We start from the raw sequence: 15,958 nt of genomic DNA, 5'->3' as shown, positions 1-15,958 counted from the left end.
AAAAGTCACAGAACGGCAGTATCAATACTGGCGCAGCGGTTGGCTTCAACGCCCGCCAGCTGCAACAACTCGGGCACGCGATGGGCAAAGCCCTGATAGCTGTGGTCGCCACCCGCGCTTACCTCGACCAGGCACCCTTGGTAAAAGGCTTGGGCCTGCCGGTAATCCAGGGCTTCATCCGCAGTTTGCAGCCACACGCGGATACGGTCGCCGGCTTGAGGCGGCGGCACTTCAAGGGCGGCCAGTGCCTGCACATGGTCATGGGTCAGTTGCCACTCTTCCTGAGTGTAAAGGTTGCGCTGCGTCCCCAAACGGCCGTCGAACAGCCGGTGCGGGTTGACCGCCGGGTTAATCAACACTGCCCGCAGGCCATGCCGTTGCGCCAAGTGGGTGGCATAGTAGCCGCCAAGGGAGCTACCGACCAGCAGTGGCTGACCCAGGGTGGCAATGGCCGCGTCCAGCTGCGCGATGGCGTGCCGTGGGTGGTGATGTAGCGCTGGCATCTGCACACGGTCGCTCAAGCCAAGCTGGCCAACGGCTGCCGCTAGCTGGCGTGCCTTGCGTGAGGCCGGGGAGCTGTTGAGCCCATGGATGTATAACAAAGAAGGGGCCACGCGGCCTCCTGCGGTGAAATCAAGACAAGCGAGTGTATCCCGTTCAATAACCGCTGCCACCAACGTCGGGGCTGAATTCAAAATCCGCTACCCGTGAAATACCGGTGTCCATCTGCCCTTCAGGGTGCAGGCGCAGCCAACGGTAACCAGGCGCCAGGCGGTCCACGGCGAAGGCTTCGCTCAACGGCTTGAACTGCACACAGGTAGACGGCGTGGCCAGCAACCGCACGCCTTTGCGCTCATGGTCCAAGTGCTGGTGGATATGGCCCCACAACACCGCGCGTACCTGAGGGTATCGATCGACGACCGCCCAGAAGGCCTCGGCATTGCGCAGGCCGATAGGGGCCATCCATTTGCAATCGATCGACACTGGGTGGTGGTGCAGGCAGATCAGGTGATGCCGATCCGGCGCGCCTTCGAGCGAGGCCTCAAGCGTGTGCAGTTGGTCATCGGCCAACCAGCCGGGGACGGACCCTGACACTGAAGAATCCAGCAGCGTGATACGCCAGTTGCCGATGTCCACCACCTGCTCCATCAATTCGGTATGACCGAACTGCTGTGCCATCACTGCGGCTTCGTCGTGGTTACCCGCCATCCACCGTTGCGGCGCGTCGATGCCTGCGGTCATCTGCTGGAAGCGCTGGTAGGACGCCAGCGTACCGTCCTGGGACAGATCGCCGGTGGCGATCATCAAGTCCACCTCAGGCTGCTCGGCTGTGGCCAGGCTAACGACCTGGCGCAAGCTGTCAGCGGTGTTCAGGCCCAACAACGTACCGTTGGCCTGGGCAAAGAGGTGGCTGTCGGTCAATTGCAGCAGCAAGACCGAAGATTCACGCGTGATGTGGCGGTTCGACAAGGCCCGTCTCCCTTTACGGATGCTGCGGGCGATTATGGTTCAGTTGGGGAGGGAAAGACAGCATGGGGGCGGAAGCAGTTACGCTAGCTGTTGCGAAACGGATGCGTAAGGGCAGGCTTCACGCACATACTCTGTATTCCATTAGCCTGACCTAGATTGCAGCCAGAACGGCAGACTCGAAACACCCAGCTTGAGAGCAAATTACTTTGATTGGTTGCCAATTACTCGTCACTTTGTTCGCGTGCTGACGGTATTCACGAACCTTTTTACGGATGCGCTGTTTCAGTGGTAAACGAGATAAATGCGATTCCACATTAATATTGCATTCTGCTCCGACCAATAATGGATGCTCTGCACAAAGTGAGGCAGCGGCCAACCAAGTCCCCGACGCCTGGGCAGGCAAGCATAGTACTGTTTTTCTTCCTCTACTCGCTGGGTGCAGCCAACCATCCAACCTATTAGTTAATTCTAGAGCGCTGCTGGTAATAGGCGGACATGAGTGTGAGCAAGGCAAAGCGCCCCAGTTCCTATCTAATGCCATTTTTTCTATCGCTGCTCCTGCATTTGCGTATACCTCGCTCGAAACATCAACATCTAAATGGATGATTAGAAGATCAAACTGCTCCAGTGTCGGGTCAATATCCAGGCAAGCTGGATGCCTTTCACCAGATGCGGCGCACCATTTTAAAACACCGCTCCACCCCATTCCCATCTTGGGGGTGGTTGCTTCTGGCTGAAGCTGAGTCAATATGAAGGGCCTCTCAACAATAGCTCTGAGGGCAGCCTCAATTATGACCAGATCGGTCTCACCTTCCGAAACTAGAGCAATATGCAAATCAGACATTCGGCACCGCCCCCAGATGCCCCATCATCCATAACCTGGACAACGGATAGTGCTCATGCATTTTCGCAAGACTTTTAGAAAGCTCAATACGCCTTACGACGGTAAGGCCATTACTATTACGCTCTACCGCAAATAACCGAATTTCTGGATCAGTGAGGTCCAGCCCATCAAGCACCGCTGGGTTATGTGCCGTGAAAAGCAACTGACGGTCCGGATCGTTATGTGTGAGCCAACTACTAAGTTGCATTGTCAATTTTGATAACAAACGTGGATTCAGCGCTTGATCTAGATTGTCGATCGCTAAAATTCTCGGCGACTGTGGCAAAAGACACAAAGCCGCACAAAACAAAACATACAGCGCACCTTCACTGGCGTCATATGCTGTCAATTCATTGCGAGACTTATTCATGAACCTGTCGGTAAACTTCAGCATTAGCTTAGTTCTCGGTACCTGGCTGGACACCAGAGAGGCTCCATGGCTAGTTGCTTGAACATCGGCCACCCAGTCGATCAGTTCCAATACCTGTTCCAGTATCTCCTCACCATCATCACCCTGATTTTCCAGATGCTTGCGCAACGCCTCAAAGCTTTCTGCTAGCTGACCACCACTCAGCCCTACAGGACGGCGTGTTTGGACGTCGGGAACTGTTCCGCGAAGAGACGGCGTATTTGGGCAGTAGATCGCATACTCTTGCAAAACCTGCATTAGTTTTGCGGCCATATTGTCTGGACTTAGCTCCACCAATCTAAGGGCAGCCAGACCCGACTGCGGATTGAGATTTTTTTTGTTCCGTACCCCATCGGACAGAATCTCGTCAGTCCCGTCTGATAAAACCTCAGTTTTGTAGGTCCAGGCAGGCTCAGGCGAATCAAGCGGATTGAGTAAAGAAACGCGGTAAACTTCGTCTACATCACCAACTATACCGATCCCTATGTGCGCAGGTGTTCGCTCTGAGGCGAACGAGCTCTTGTAGAGTCGTGGCAAGCCTGCTCGAACGCCTCTACGAAGCAAACTTTCGTCGTCCACTACTCCATTGGCTGCAGCGCCAAGCACACCCAGCGCTTCTAGTATATTGCTCTTCCCAACGCCATTGGCACCGATAAAGCAGTTTACACGGCCCAGCTCAATACTTTGCTCGTGGACCGATTTGAAACCGTAGACACTAAACTTACGAAGCATCCCAATGGCCCCTGCATTGTAAGAGAAGGCAATTAAAATCATAGCCTTTCAAGTTACTATAGATTTTATCCATAAATCAACCCATGGATCCGTATTAATGCCTTGCATTCTCAGCTTAATCGCAGCCGCCCCAAGTATTACCTGGCTGCGCGCCGTACCAAATTATACACTTAGACACCTCATTGATTTTTCTATTAAGATGCCGGCCTCTTCGAATGTTTTGGGCGATGCCTCCCTGGATCGCCCCCTCGAACGCCTACCTAACATAGCAATAAATACGAATACCACCATCTTAATACTCATAGCAACACTCCATGTAATGCAATAGATGGGGCTCAGCCGATAAACGCTCCAGAGGCATGCTAACACAGCGGCATGCAGCGCTCTATGGATTATAGGAACGCGGTCCTTTACCCCGGTCCAAGACAACGCATTTATCAGCGCAAGGCATTTACGTGTCGTGATGTGCAGAAACACATTGGTGGGATTTCTAGCCTTTCATACTAAGGGTGCAGCCCTGTTATCTAGATTTGGTGGCACAAACCGATGGCAAGAGAGAGGGATGTGCCAGTTCGACTTCTTCTTTTTTTCTTCCCCCGCCTAACCGAGCTGCCGCGTAGAACCGGGTATCAGCCTTAGAAAGGCCAACGTGTGGCCTCACCGCACATGCTCATACTCATGCCCGCACGCCAGGCAGTGGCTGAGCCACTCCCCCAGGAACAGGTTGAGCTGGGCTTTTTCGTCGGGCTGGTGCATGGCCGCGTTGGGGTAGGGGTAGATACCCCGGAAGCGCCGCGCATACTGGGCGCCGATCACCTCGGCCATGCGTGCGTCGTGGTACACCTGCACCTCCATCCGCGGTACCGGCAGCCACGGCAGGCTGTGCTTCTGGCTGACGCTCAGCGTAGTGGTGTAGGGGCTGGCCTGGGTCACTTCGATGGTCAGCACGCCGAACATCTGGTCACCTTGGGTCATGCCGATCTGGCGCGAACGCTGCTCGCCACGCATGCCGGGCAACAGGCGCATGAGGCGTGCATAGTTAGCCTCGCAGGCGGCCTGCAATGCGGCCAGGTCGACTCGATAGCGTTCGCGCAGCACATTCACGTCCACAACCCCCTGACTTCCTCGCGGTTCAGTGCCAGCCATTGAATGGCAATCAGCGCAGCCGCATTGATGATCCTGCCGTCACGCACGGCCTGCAGTGCATCCTCGAATGCCCAGACCTTCACGCGAATGTCCTCGCCTTCCTCCTCCAGGCCATGCAGCCCACCGGCACCCGTGCTCTCGCAGCGGCCCAGGTACAGGTGAACGTATTCGTCACTACCGCCGGGGGAAGGGAAGTATTTGGTTATCGGCCATAGCGCCTTGAAAGTGAGCCCCGCTTCTTCCTCCGCTTCGCGGTGCGCGACCTCTTCAGGTGACTCATCCTTATCGATCAGCCCGGCCACCATTTCGATCAACCAGGGGTTCGCCACTTTATTCATGGCGCCCACCCGGAACTGCTCGATCAGCACCACTTCGTCGCGTTGCGGGTCGTAAGGCAGCACGCACACGGCGTCGTGGCGCACGAACAGCTCGCGGCTGATCTCCTTGCTGGTGCCTCCGGAAAACAGTTCGTGGCGCAGAAACAACTTGTCCACTTTGTAGAAGCCGGTAAAGCAATTCTCACGTCGAGTGATCTCGACCTGTGTGGGCACTGATTGGTTAGTGTCTGTCATACGAATCCTCTTTTCCCCTCTCAGGGTCACTCACAGCCGTGGCTGTTGCAACCCATGTGCCTGTTACCGTGCCACCTTCATGGTGACGAACCGATCGCAAGGGTTATAGTCCAACCCCCGACTTAATACTCGAAGGAATTCCATGTCACCCTTGAAAGTTTCAGCGATGGCGCTTCTGGCGTTGAGTCTTGGTGCCTGCCAAAGCCTTTTTCAACCTGATTACGACAAACCGCTGAAAACCGAGCGTGAAGCCTGGGAGCATATCAAACCCGGCTGTACCACTGCCGAGTGCCCCCTGGTGAACCTGGACACGGTGCATTTCCCGGATGAACCCGCCCTGGACAGCGTAGTGCAGCAACGCCTGCTGGCCATGACCGCAAACAACCCGGACCTGCCACAAGCCACTAGCCTGCAGTCTTACCAAGAGCAGTTTCTAGGCAGCGCCCAAGCCAACTATTCCACCTACCTGCAAGCCAAGGTAAGGGAACAGCATGACGGACTAGTGATCGTGGAGCTGTCGAGCTACCTGGACACCGGCGGCGCTCATGGGATGCCGGGGCGCGGTTTCGTAACCTGGTCAAGGGAACAGCACAAGGCCTTGAGCCTGGCCGACATGGTAATGCCGGGCCAGGAGCCGACCTTCTGGCTGGCCGCACAGGAAGCCCACAAGGGCTGGCTGATAGCTTCGAAACTGGACCAGGATGTTGAATTCGTCAAGAACTGGCCGTTTCAGCGCACGGAAAACATCACCTTGGCGTCCGATGCGGTGGTGCTGAAATACAACGTGTACAGCATCGCACCTTACGCCATGGGCCACATTGAGTTGAAGATCCCCTACGCACGGCTCAATGGTGTGATCCGGCCGGAGTTACGACCGCGCCGTTGAAGGCACGGCTCAACGCCAGGTGTAGCACCCCTGCCACGATCAGCGATGGCAGGGTGGCACCCACGTCAGGCCACTGGCTCGCCAACCCTTGATACACCGCGATACCGGCGCCCCACGCCACCAAGGCGAGGCCATGCCACCGCTGGCTAGGCGCCATGGCGCGGCGCTGGCGAAGCAGGTAATGGTCGACCAATACCACGCCAAACAACGGCGCGAAAACCGACCCGATCAGCAGTAGGAAATTCTGGTACTGGGCCAGTGGCGCGAGGGCGGCGATCAGCGTGCAGGTTGCGCCTACCAGTATCGCCAGGTGTTCTACTTTCAGGCGCACCAGCAACCCGATGGATACTGCCGCGGAGTGGATATCGGCAAAGGTATTCTCTGACTCATCCAGCAGAATCAGCAGCAAGGGCACGCCAAGCCCGGCGCCGGCCAACGCCAGCAGCAGTGCGTTGGTTTCCCCCGCTGGCGCGAACGCCAACGTATAGGCTACCCCTAGGCACATCAACCACACGTTACCCAGCCAGAAACCAAGCCCCGTCCCCCTGAACACACGAGCCGAAGCCCGACCGAAGCGGGAGTAATCGGCGATCAAGGGCAGCCAGGACAGTGGCATGGCAATCGCAATGTCAACGCCTGCCGCGAACGTCATTGAGCCGTCACCCGCACGCTGCCACAGCAAGGCCAGGTCCGCTGAGGCGAACAGGTGCCAGGTGAGCCAGGTGCAGGCAGCCAGCAGCAGCCAGATACCCCATTTACGCAATACCTTACGCACGAAGGTCAACGGGCCGCTGAAGGCCAGTGCCGTAGCCAACGCACCAAACAGCAGCGTCCACAGCAACGGATTGGCCCAAGCGCTGGCCTCTCCCCAGCGGTCGGCAGCCAATAGGCTGGCGGCGTCCCGCATCACGATCAGCTCGAACGCTCCCCAGCCTACCAACTGAAGCACGTTGAGCAACGCTGGGAGCGCCACGCCGTAGCGCCCCAGGCTGGTCTTGAGGCACGCCATGGCCGACAAGCCGGTGTCGCTGCCAATGACCGCGACGGTTGCCAGTAGCAACACGCCAACAGAAGTGCCCAAGAGTATGGCCAGTACGCCATGGGCCAGGCCAAGCCCCGGCGCTAGCAGGGCGCCGGTTTGCAACACCATCAAGCCTACCCCCAGTGAGAACCACAGGGTGAACAGGTCTCGGGTACCCAATACGCGCCCCTCGGGGGCGATAGGCAGGTCAGGTGAATAGTGAGTCAATTGAGCATACTCGCATGAGACGAACAGGCGACCCGGCGTTCAAACCGGGCCGGTAGGGGTCAAAGCTTGTGATACAGCTGGCTGCCAGCCTCCCGGAAACGCTCAGCCTGCTGGCGCATGCCCTCCTCTGCGCTGACGTCCACGCTGGGGATCTGCCGGGCGGCGTACTCACGTACTTCCTGAGTGATTTTCATGGAGCAGAACTTCGGACCGCACATAGAGCAGAAATGCGCCACCTTGGCAGACTCCTTGGGCAGGGTCTGGTCGTGGAAGGCCCGTGCGGTGTCCGGGTCCAGCCCGAGGTTGAACTGGTCATCCCAACGGAATTCAAACCGCGCCTTGGACAACGCGTTGTCTCGCAACTGGGCACCGGGGTGGCCCTTGGCAAGGTCGGCCGCGTGGGCGGCGATCTTGTAGGTGATGATCCCGGTCTTGACGTCATCCTTGTTGGGCAGGCCCAAGTGTTCCTTAGGCGTGACATAGCACAGCATGGCGCAGCCGAACCAACCGATCATTGCCGCGCCGATGCCCGAGGTGATGTGGTCGTAGCCTGGAGCAATGTCCGTGGTGAGCGGGCCGAGGGTATAGAACGGCGCCTCGTCGCAGCATTCGAGCTGCTTGTCCATGTTCTCCTTGATGAGCTGCATGGGCACATGGCCGGGGCCTTCGATCATGCACTGCACATCGTGCTTCCAGGCAAGTTTGGTCAGCTCCCCAAGGGTTTCCAGCTCGCCGAACTGCGCCGCGTCGTTGGCATCGGCGATGGACCCTGGGCGCAGGCCGTCACCTAGCGAGAAGCTCACGTCGTAGGCCTTCATGATGTCGCAGATCTCTTCGAAATGCGTGTATAGGAAGTTCTCCTGATGGTGCGCCAGACACCACTTGGCCATGATCGACCCGCCCCGGCTGACGATGCCTGTCACCCGTTGGGCGGTCAGCGGCACGTAGCGCAGCAGCACACCGGCATGAATAGTGAAGTAATCCACCCCCTGCTCGGCTTGCTCGATCAAGGTGTCCCGGAACAGCTCCCAGGTCAGGTCTTCGGCGGCCCCACCGACTTTTTCCAGCGCCTGATAGATGGGCACGGTGCCAATGGGCACGGGTGAATTGCGGATGATCCACTCGCGGGTTTCGTGAATGTGCTTGCCCGTGGACAAATCCATCACCGTGTCAGAGCCCCAACGAATGCCCCAGGTGAGCTTGGCCACCTCTTCTTCGATAGACGAGCCGAGGGCGCTGTTGCCGATGTTGCCGTTAATCTTCACCAGGAAGTTGCGCCCGATGATCATCGGCTCCAGCTCCGGGTGATTGATGTTGGCCGGGATAATCGCGCGGCCACGGGCCACTTCGTCTCGAACGAATTCGGCAGTGATTTCTTTCGGGATGCTCGCGCCAAAGCTATGGCCGGCATGCTGAGCGGTGAGCAGGCCCGCAGCACGGGCGTCCTGGAGCTTAAGGTTCTCGCGAAGGGCCACGTACTCCATTTCCGCCGTGATGATGCCTTGGCGGGCGTAGTGCATCTGGGTCACGTTACCGCCTGCTTTGGCCCGACGTGGGCTGCCCACATGGGCGAAGCGCAGTGCGGCCAGGGCAGGGTCTGCCAGGCGTTGCTGGCCGAAGGAGGAGCTCAAGCCCGGCAAGCGCTCGGTGTCGCCGCGGTCGTCGAGCCACCCGGCGCGCACCTCGGCCAGGCCCTTGCGTACATCGATGGAGGCGGCAGGGTCGGTGTAGGGGCCGGAAGTGTCATACACCAGCACGGGCGCGTTGATTTCCCCGCCGAAATCCGTAGGGGTGACGTCCAGGCTGATTTCCCGCATGGGGACACGGATGTCCGGGCGGGAACCCTGTACGTAGATTTTTCGGGACCGTGGGAAGGGCTGCACGGATTGCAGGTCTACTTGGGCCGACTCACTCAGGTGAGGCGTGGTGGCGTGTCGTTCGCTCATACAGGTTCTCCAGCCAGGCTAAGGGGGCGTCGGAGCGAACCTGAAAACAACGACAACGCAGCTGTGCCGGAACAGAGCATGCGGCATACACCACATCCCGGACCGAGCACAAAGAGGACTCGCCGGGAAGCGAGAAATCTTGTTCCCTACGCAGGCATCAACCTGATCAGGTTCAACGGGATCCGGAAATTTCCGATCTCAGCCCCTCACATGGGGCACCCCGACAAGAACAAGCAGGAGTCTAGCCTTATCCTGTGGTAACGCCAACTTCCGTAGGTAATACTGCCTTGCCCGTTTATCAGCGTGATGCCAGGGCAGCACCCGGCCGTACCGCCGGCAGAATTCACGACAAAGGATTGATTATGTTTCACGCCAAACTGCTGGCCATGGTGGCAGCCGGGCTGCTGGCCAGCGGCGCCCAGGCTGCGATTGCGCCCCTGGTCAGCCAGAACGACCTTATGAGCGTTTACCAGCAAGCGGTAGAGAACAATGCCGACCTGGCGGCTTCACGGGCCGATTTTGCCGCTCGCCAGGAGGGTATACCCCAGGCCAGGGCAGGGTTGTTGCCCAACCTGTCGGCCGGTGCTGATGTCAACGACACCCGCCAGGCGCTGGAGCAACCGGCCATTACCGCCAAGCGCAGCGGTACCTCGTACCGGGCCACGCTCAGCCAGCCGATTTTCCGCGCCGACCGCTGGTTCCAGCTCAAGGCTGCGCAAGCGGCCGACGAGCAGGCCGGGCTTGAGCTGTCCGCTACCGAGCAAAACCTGATCCTGCAAACCGCCGAGCGTTATTTTGCGGTGCTGCGCGCCCAGGATGCCCTGGCCACCGCCCGCGCAGAGGAAAATGCCTTCCGCCGACAGCTGGACCAGTCCAACGAGCGCTTCAACGTAGGCTTGACCGACAAGACCGACACCTTGCAATCGCAGGCCAGCTACGACACCGCCCGCGCCAACCGCAGCACCGCCCAGCGGCAGGTGGACGACGCCTTTCAAGCCTTGGTAACGCTGACCAATCGGGACTACAACGCCTTGCAGGGCGTGGTGCATACATTGCCAGTGTTGCCCCCGTTGCCCAACGATGCGCGCGCCTGGGTAGACACCGCGACCCAACAGAACCTGCAACTGCTGGCCAGCAACTTCGCGGTGGAAGCTGCCGAGCAAACCCTGCGCCAACGCAAGGCCGGGCATGCCCCGACGCTGGATGCCATTGCCCAGTACGAAAAAGGCGACAACGATAATTTCCAGCTGAGCAACCCAACCGGCATAAACGGCCTCAGCTACGGCGGCGACGTAGAGCGACGCACCATTGGCCTGCGCCTGGACATCCCGCTCTACAGCGGCGGCCTGACCAGCTCCCAGGTGCGCGAGGCCTACCAGCGCTTCAGCCAAAGCGGCTACCGCCGTGAAGGCTTGCGCCGGCAAGTGGTGGAAGACACCCGCAACCTGCACCGGGCGGTCAATACCGATGTGGAGCTGGTGCAGGCACGTCACCAGTCGATCATTTCCAACCAGAGCGCTGTTGAGGCGACTGAAATCGGCTACCAGGTGGGCACCCGCAACATCGTGGACGTGCTGGATGCTCAGCGGCAGTTGTATGCCTCGGTACGGGACTACAACAACAGCCGTTATGACTACATCCTGGATAACCTACGGCTCAAGCAAGCCGCCGGTACGCTCAGCCCTCAGGACTTGCAAGACCTTGGGCAATACCTGAAGCCGGATTACAACCCGGATAAGGACTTCCTCCCCCCGGACCTGGAGCGCCAGGCCAAGGCGTTGTTAACGCCCAAGAAATAATGAGGGCGCGGCTTTAAACGTTAGGCGCGCTGTAGAGCGCTTCTTCCATACAGGCGGCTCAATGCCTCAAGCAGCCGCCCTAGCGCACCCTGATTAGCTCTCATCACACTCAGGCCAGCTGCGCCCACGCGGCAGGCCTCTTGAGGTAGCTCAATCAGGTGGCGCACGTTATCAGCAAGGCCACCGGCGTTATCAACTACGGTCAGTGCATGGGCGTCCCGCAGCCGCTCGGCAATCTCCTGGAAATTGAACAGGTGAGGGCCGCTGAGCACAGGCTTGCTCAGCGCGGCAGGCTCAAGCAGGTTATGGCCGCCGTTGGGTACCAGGCTCCCGCCAACGAAGGCGATATCGGCAACCCCATACAGCAACAGCAATTCGCCCATGGTGTCGCCCAGCACCACCTGCGTCGCGGCGGTGACCGGGGCGCCGGTGGCACGGCTTGCCAGGGTCAGGCCTGCCTGGGCAATGGCGGTGCCCACTTCAGCGAAGCGTTCGGGGTGGCGTGGCACCAGGATCAACAAAGCATCGCTGTGGGTGCGCAATAACTGCTGGTGGGCGGCCAGTACGATCTCGTCCTCCCCCTGGTGTGTACTGGCCGCAATCCACACGGGGCGGTCAAGGGCTTGCCAATGCTGCCGCAAATGCCGGGCGCGCGCTGGCAGGTCGGGGTCGGGGGCCAGGTCGAACTTGATCGAGCCGGTCACCGTTAACGTATCGGGCCGTGCGCCCAGGCTTCGGAAGCGCTCGGCTTCAGCTTCGGTCTGGACCGCTAGCAGGCTCATCTGCTCAAGCATCGGGCCGGTGAGCCCAGCGAAGCGGGCATAGCCCTTGGCCGAGCGAGCGGACAGGCGGCCGTTGGCCAAGGCCAAGGGAATACGCCGCTGCGCGCACTGGTTCACCAGATTGGGCCACAGCTCGGTTTCCATGACGATGCCCAAGCGTGGGCGCACGTGGTCCAAAAAGCGCCCCATGGCCCACGGCAGGTCATACGGCAGGTAGCAATGCTGGACGCGCGGGTTATTAGCAAACAATGCCTGAATGCGCTCCGACCCGGTTGGCGTCATGCAAGTGAGCGTGATGGTCACCTGTGGATAGCGCTCCAGCAGGGCGCGAACCAAGGGCGCGGCGGCGATACTCTCCCCCACCGACACGGCGTGAACCCAAATACCACCGGGCACCATCGGCGGCAACCCCTTGGCAAAGCGCTCTCCGACGCGCTGCGAATAGGCGGGCGCCTTGCGAGCACGCAGCCACAGACGTGCCGCGATCAACGGCAACCCCAGGTGAAACAAGGCGGTATAAAGCGTTCTATTCATGGCGCGCGAGTGTACCGCAAGTGGGCAAGTGTGGCGTGAGGCTTGCGCAGACGCCCCACTAGACACCTGCAACACGTACCGCTTTCTGCCCGTGTCGCCTACACTGGCCCCCCGAATGCCCCTTTGATAACCGAAGGGAATACAAGGATTTTGCATGAACGCCTACTACTACCTTGCAATCGCCATCTGCGCAGAAGTGATCGCGACCGCGTCGATGAAAGCCGTCAAAGGCTTCAGCACGCCTATCCCGTTGATCCTGGTAGTAGTGGGCTACACCACGGCCCTGTTCCTGCTGACCCTGGTGGTGCGCACGATCCCCGTGGGCGTGGCCTATGCCATCTGGGCGGGGCTGGGCATCGTGATGGTCAGCATCGCGGCACTGTTTATTTACGGGCAACGCCTGGACCTGCCCGCCGTGCTAGGCATGGGGCTGATCGTGGCAGGTGTGGTGGTGATCCAGCTGTTCTCCCGTACCGCCGGCCACTGATCGCGGGGCAGGCAGGTATACTGCGGGCCTGTTTGCGTTTTGAGGTAGCCCATGTCGTCCCCTCTCTCCACTGATGTACTGATTGTCGGCGCTGGCGTTGCCGGCCTTTGGCTCAATGCGCGCTTGCGCCGCGCAGGCTGGTCCACCCTGCTGGTGGAGCAGGGTTGTCTGGGCGGTGGGCAAACGCTCAAATCCCAAGGCATCATCCACGGCGGCGCCAAGTACGCCCTGCATGGCGCGCTGACCGGCGCGTCCGAGGCCATTGCGGACATGCCGCGGCGCTGGCGTGAAGCCTTGGCAGGCACCGGCGAACTCGATCTAAGCGGTGTACACCTGCTTTCTGAGGCTCATTACCTGTGGTCTCCGGGCACCTTGGCGGGCAACCTCACCAGCTTTTTTGCCAGCAAGGCCGTGCGCGGGCGGGTAGACGCGGTAAAAGGCGATCAACTTCCCCCGGCGCTGCAAGACCCTCGCTTCAAGGGCAAGGTGTATCGCCTGGCCGAGCTGGTGGTAGACGTACCGAGCCTGATCGCACGCTTGGCCGAATTGGCCGAGGGCAGCCTGATGGCCGCGCAAACCGTAGCGCCACTGCGCGAAAACGGCCACGTTGCAGGCCTGTACGTCGATGGCCGTGAGGTACGGGCACAACGGGTGGTGCTCAGCGCCGGGGCGGGCAACGAAGCCTTGCTCGCTGCGCTCGGCATTCCTCACCCGGCCATGCAGCGGCGGCCCTTGCACATGGTCATGGCCAAAGGCGCGGCCCTCAAGCCGCTGTACGCTCACTGCCTGGGCGGCGGCCCCAAGCCTCGCATGACCGTGACCAGCCACCCTGCTCCTGACGGTCAATGGGTGTGGTACCTGGGTGGCGAGCTGGCGGAAGCCGCCGGTGTGGCCCGCAGCGAGGCCGAGCAGATTGTCGCCGCCCGCCATGAAGTAAGCCAACTGCTCCCCTGGGTGGACCTGTCACAGGTGCAGTGGGCCACCCTGCGGGTAGACCGCGCCGAGCCTGCCCAGTCGGGCTTGGTACGCCCAGACAACGCCTTCCTGGCCAATGACCCGCCGCTGCTGGTGGGGTGGCCTACCAAGCTTGCGCTGGCGCCGGATTTCGCCGACCGGGTAATCGCCAGCCTGGCCGACGCCGGGTTGCAGCCTGGCGCCTTCGCCCCGTTGCCGGCCCTACCCCGCCCCCCCCTGGGCAAACCGGCCTGGGAGGCGATGCCATGAGCCTGCCCTCCTTGCAGGGCCTACACCGGCCCTTGGGCCAGACCGGCCTGATGGTGTCGCCCTTGGGCTTGGGCACTGTAAAGCTGGGCCGCGACCAGGGGGTGAAGTACCCCAATGGCTTCACCATCCCCGACGACCAGCAGGCCGAGGCGCTGCTGCGGCAGGCTCGACAGTTGGGTATCAACCTGATCGACACAGCGCCCGCCTACGGGCAGAGCGAAGCCCGACTGGGGCCATTGCTGCGCGGCCAACGGGACCAGTGGGTCATCGTTAGCAAGGTGGGTGAGGAATTCGAACACAATCAGTCACGTTTTGACTTCAGCGCCCAGCACACGCGCTTTTCCGTGGAGCGTAGCCTGCGCCGCCTGGAAACCGACTGCATCGACCTTGTACTTGTGCATTCAGATGGCAACGACCTGCATATTCTTGAACACACGGCGGTGTATGAAACCCTGGCTCGCCTCAAGGAAGAAGGTAAGTTGCGCGCCTATGGGTTTTCTGGAAAAACCGTGGAAGGTGGTCTTAAGGCGCTGGAGCATGGCGACTGTGCCATGGTTACCTTCAATCTGAACGAACAGGCGGAGCGGCCGGTCATTGAATACGCAGCGTCAGCAGGCAAGGGCGTATTGATCAAAAAAGCACTGGCCAGCGGCCATGTGTGCCTGACACCTGGGGTAGACCCCGTCAAGGCCAGCTTCGAAGCACTGTTTGCCCAGCCTGGCGTGACCGCTGCAATCGTAGGCACTATCAATCCCGTGCACTTGGCCCATAACGTGGCCACCGCCGCCGCTGCCTTGCGTACACGCTAAGGGCACGGCGGCCTTAATAAGGGAATCCAAATGCCGCGCACCCTTCGACGCAGCAACCCAGGCAACTTCAAAACCATGACCCTGGCCGTGGAAGCAAGCCCCGAAGGGCTGTCCTATCGGGGCATCGGGATGCCGATCAACTTCAGCCAAACGCTTGAAAAACGCCAGCCTATCGAAGTGGCCGACCCCGAGCGGTTCAGCTTGGAGCTGGCGAACCTGGGTGTATCCGTGCGCCTTACCCTCGTGTGGCAAGGGCGCAGCTATTGGGTATTGGTGCGCCAGCAGCGGGTGGACCGCGGCGACGTAGTACTCAAGCTGGTATCCGGGTACGTGCCGGCCCATGAGCTGAACCTTCCCTTGCACACCGCCGTGCAAGAGGTGGCTGAAGAGTGCCTGCTCGAAACACCCGAAGGCTGGTTGAACGGGCGCTTCAAGGACACCTGGCTTCCAGAGACGTACAGCGGCGCGTTGCGTTACCGGGAAAACGCTTCCTTTATCCTGCGGCCGGACACCGGTGAAGCCCTGCCGGTCAGCAGCGGTAGCCTGACCTTGATCGAACGGCCCCGCGCCTATGTGCATTTGCCCACGGCCTCGCTGCAAGTGGTGTACGACTTGCGCCTGGAAGTGCCCAAGGAAGCACGTGACCTTAGCCTGTACCACGTGGATGAGTGCCTGGAGAAAGGCGAGTTGGTCACACGGCTGCGCCGCAGCCATCCCGACCTGTACTTGATCCCCCTGAAAAACGGCGCACCGCTGGCCGAGCTGTATACCTTGCGCAAAGGCAAGCTGATACCCGCGCCTACCCGAGGGCTGTACCTGGCCGAACACTTTGGGCGACAGGAGGGCTGGATAGTGCGCGAGGAGCGAGTACGTTGGCGCGAATGGCTGTCACGTCAGGGCATCAGCGCACCGCTCAAGCCCAAAGGCCGAATCGGCCGCATCACCACACGCGCCAAGGCACTGTTACGCCTGGCCCGGAAAGGCCGTAACGACAACACGGCGTGATCGGGTCCCCGTCGGGTTCCCGAGC

General features: G+C 60.2%; 15 protein-coding genes and 1 riboswitch. Of the genes, 6 read left to right on the top strand and 9 right to left on the bottom strand.

Going from position 1 to position 15,958, the window contains the following annotated elements; translation table 11 throughout:
- Positions 1-5 precede the first annotated feature (5 nt).
- The 6 genes from AC4LE2_RS01915 to AC4LE2_RS01890 all read right to left on the bottom strand — a co-directional run bounded on the left by AC4LE2_RS01915 (position 6) and on the right by AC4LE2_RS01890 (position 5,212).
- Entirely contained in the window at positions 6-614 is a 609-nt protein-coding gene (locus AC4LE2_RS01915; protein ID WP_491823803.1) for a YqiA/YcfP family alpha/beta fold hydrolase, read from the bottom strand.
- 43 nt (positions 615-657) lie between these two features.
- Complete coding sequence (gene cpdA, locus AC4LE2_RS01910; RefSeq protein ID WP_491823801.1) at positions 658-1,470, bottom strand: 3',5'-cyclic-AMP phosphodiesterase; 813 nt, start codon at positions 1,468-1,470, stop codon at positions 658-660.
- A 151-nt stretch (positions 1,471-1,621) separates the two neighbouring features.
- Entirely contained in the window at positions 1,622-2,314 is a 693-nt protein-coding gene (locus tag AC4LE2_RS01905; RefSeq protein WP_491823799.1) for a hypothetical protein, read from the bottom strand.
- Entirely contained in the window at positions 2,307-3,536 is a 1,230-nt protein-coding gene (locus AC4LE2_RS01900; RefSeq protein WP_491823796.1) for an AAA family ATPase, read from the bottom strand. The genes AC4LE2_RS01905 and AC4LE2_RS01900 overlap by 8 nt, the downstream gene beginning before the upstream one ends.
- A 615-nt stretch (positions 3,537-4,151) precedes the next feature.
- Positions 4,152-4,604 carry a DUF1249 domain-containing protein gene (locus AC4LE2_RS01895; protein ID WP_491823794.1) on the bottom strand — a complete coding sequence of 151 codons (453 nt, stop codon included), beginning with the start codon at positions 4,602-4,604 and terminating at the stop codon, positions 4,152-4,154.
- The gene (locus tag AC4LE2_RS01890) at positions 4,595-5,212 is read right to left on the bottom strand and encodes an NUDIX domain-containing protein (protein ID WP_491823792.1); all 618 of its coding nucleotides are present in this window, start codon (positions 5,210-5,212) and stop codon (positions 4,595-4,597) included. The genes AC4LE2_RS01895 and AC4LE2_RS01890 overlap by 10 nt, the downstream gene beginning before the upstream one ends.
- A gap of 142 nt (positions 5,213-5,354) precedes the next feature.
- On the opposite strand from AC4LE2_RS01890, the gene AC4LE2_RS01885 reads away from it, so the two are divergent.
- On the top strand, positions 5,355-6,098 hold the full coding sequence (locus AC4LE2_RS01885; RefSeq protein ID WP_491823790.1) for an RsiV family protein: 744 nt from the start codon (positions 5,355-5,357) through the stop codon (positions 6,096-6,098).
- On the opposite strand, the gene cytX is transcribed toward AC4LE2_RS01885, so the two are convergent.
- Together cytX and thiC are read right to left on the bottom strand one after the other, a co-directional pair.
- Positions 6,058-7,347, bottom strand: coding sequence for a putative hydroxymethylpyrimidine transporter CytX (gene cytX, locus AC4LE2_RS01880; protein WP_491823788.1), 1,290 nt, complete (start codon positions 7,345-7,347; stop codon positions 6,058-6,060). The two genes, AC4LE2_RS01885 and cytX, sit on opposite strands and share 41 nt — an antisense overlap.
- Positions 7,348-7,406: 59 nt before the next feature.
- On the bottom strand, positions 7,407-9,293 hold the full coding sequence (gene thiC / locus AC4LE2_RS01875) for a phosphomethylpyrimidine synthase ThiC (RefSeq protein WP_491823786.1): 1,887 nt from the start codon (positions 9,291-9,293) through the stop codon (positions 7,407-7,409).
- A gap of 126 nt (positions 9,294-9,419) precedes the next feature.
- A riboswitch (TPP riboswitch) is annotated at positions 9,420-9,526 on the bottom strand.
- A gap of 129 nt (positions 9,527-9,655) precedes the next feature.
- Here thiC and AC4LE2_RS01870 point away from each other — a divergent pair.
- Positions 9,656-11,092 (top strand): TolC family outer membrane protein, encoded by a 1,437-nt coding sequence (locus tag AC4LE2_RS01870; protein WP_491823784.1) that lies wholly within the window; start codon positions 9,656-9,658, stop codon positions 11,090-11,092.
- A gap of 20 nt (positions 11,093-11,112) precedes the next feature.
- On the opposite strand, the gene waaA is transcribed toward AC4LE2_RS01870, so the two are convergent.
- Entirely contained in the window at positions 11,113-12,408 is a 1,296-nt protein-coding gene (waaA, locus tag AC4LE2_RS01865) for a lipid IV(A) 3-deoxy-D-manno-octulosonic acid transferase (protein ID WP_491823782.1), read from the bottom strand.
- A gap of 154 nt (positions 12,409-12,562) precedes the next feature.
- Here waaA and AC4LE2_RS01860 point away from each other — a divergent pair, with 154 nt between their 5' ends.
- The 4 genes from AC4LE2_RS01860 to AC4LE2_RS01845 are packed head-to-tail and all read left to right on the top strand — an operon-like array spanning position 12,563 to position 15,933.
- Positions 12,563-12,895: a DMT family transporter gene (locus AC4LE2_RS01860; protein ID WP_491823780.1), complete on the top strand. Its 333-nt coding sequence runs from the start codon at positions 12,563-12,565 to the stop codon at positions 12,893-12,895.
- A gap of 51 nt (positions 12,896-12,946) precedes the next feature.
- On the top strand, positions 12,947-14,119 hold the full coding sequence (locus AC4LE2_RS01855; protein ID WP_491823779.1) for an NAD(P)/FAD-dependent oxidoreductase: 1,173 nt from the start codon (positions 12,947-12,949) through the stop codon (positions 14,117-14,119).
- A complete protein-coding gene (locus AC4LE2_RS01850; protein WP_491823777.1) occupies positions 14,116-14,928 on the top strand; it encodes an aldo/keto reductase in 813 nt (270 codons plus the stop codon). Before AC4LE2_RS01855 ends, AC4LE2_RS01850 begins: the two co-directional genes overlap by 4 nt.
- Before the next feature lie 30 nt (positions 14,929-14,958).
- Positions 14,959-15,933 (top strand): metal ABC transporter ATPase, encoded by a 975-nt coding sequence (locus AC4LE2_RS01845; RefSeq protein WP_491823775.1) that lies wholly within the window; start codon positions 14,959-14,961, stop codon positions 15,931-15,933.
- Positions 15,934-15,958: the final 25 nt, after the last annotated feature.

It is taken from the genome of Pseudomonas sp. 9.3L, from assembly GCF_058536285.1.
This window is presented reverse-complemented; position numbering and strand designations above follow the sequence as displayed.

Bases quoted from the DNA above. Each gene is read 5' to 3' on its own strand.
- AC4LE2_RS01845 (WP_491823775.1), top strand. From the start codon at position 14,959: ATGCCGCGCACCCTTCGACGCAGCAACCCAGGCAACTTCAAAACCATG.
- AC4LE2_RS01850 (WP_491823777.1), top strand. From the start codon at position 14,116: ATGAGCCTGCCCTCCTTGCAGGGCCTACACCGGCCCTTGGGCCAGACC.
- thiC (WP_491823786.1), bottom strand. From the start codon at position 9,293: ATGAGCGAACGACACGCCACCACGCCTCACCTGAGTGAGTCGGCCCAA.
- AC4LE2_RS01855 (WP_491823779.1), top strand. From the start codon at position 12,947: ATGTCGTCCCCTCTCTCCACTGATGTACTGATTGTCGGCGCTGGCGTT.
- AC4LE2_RS01870 (WP_491823784.1), top strand. From the start codon at position 9,656: ATGTTTCACGCCAAACTGCTGGCCATGGTGGCAGCCGGGCTGCTGGCC.
- AC4LE2_RS01885 (WP_491823790.1), top strand. From the start codon at position 5,355: ATGTCACCCTTGAAAGTTTCAGCGATGGCGCTTCTGGCGTTGAGTCTT.
- AC4LE2_RS01860 (WP_491823780.1), top strand. From the start codon at position 12,563: ATGAACGCCTACTACTACCTTGCAATCGCCATCTGCGCAGAAGTGATC.
- AC4LE2_RS01900 (WP_491823796.1), bottom strand. From the start codon at position 3,536: ATGATTTTAATTGCCTTCTCTTACAATGCAGGGGCCATTGGGATGCTT.
- AC4LE2_RS01890 (WP_491823792.1), bottom strand. From the start codon at position 5,212: ATGACAGACACTAACCAATCAGTGCCCACACAGGTCGAGATCACTCGA.
- AC4LE2_RS01905 (WP_491823799.1), bottom strand. From the start codon at position 2,314: ATGTCTGATTTGCATATTGCTCTAGTTTCGGAAGGTGAGACCGATCTG.
- waaA (WP_491823782.1), bottom strand. From the start codon at position 12,408: ATGAATAGAACGCTTTATACCGCCTTGTTTCACCTGGGGTTGCCGTTG.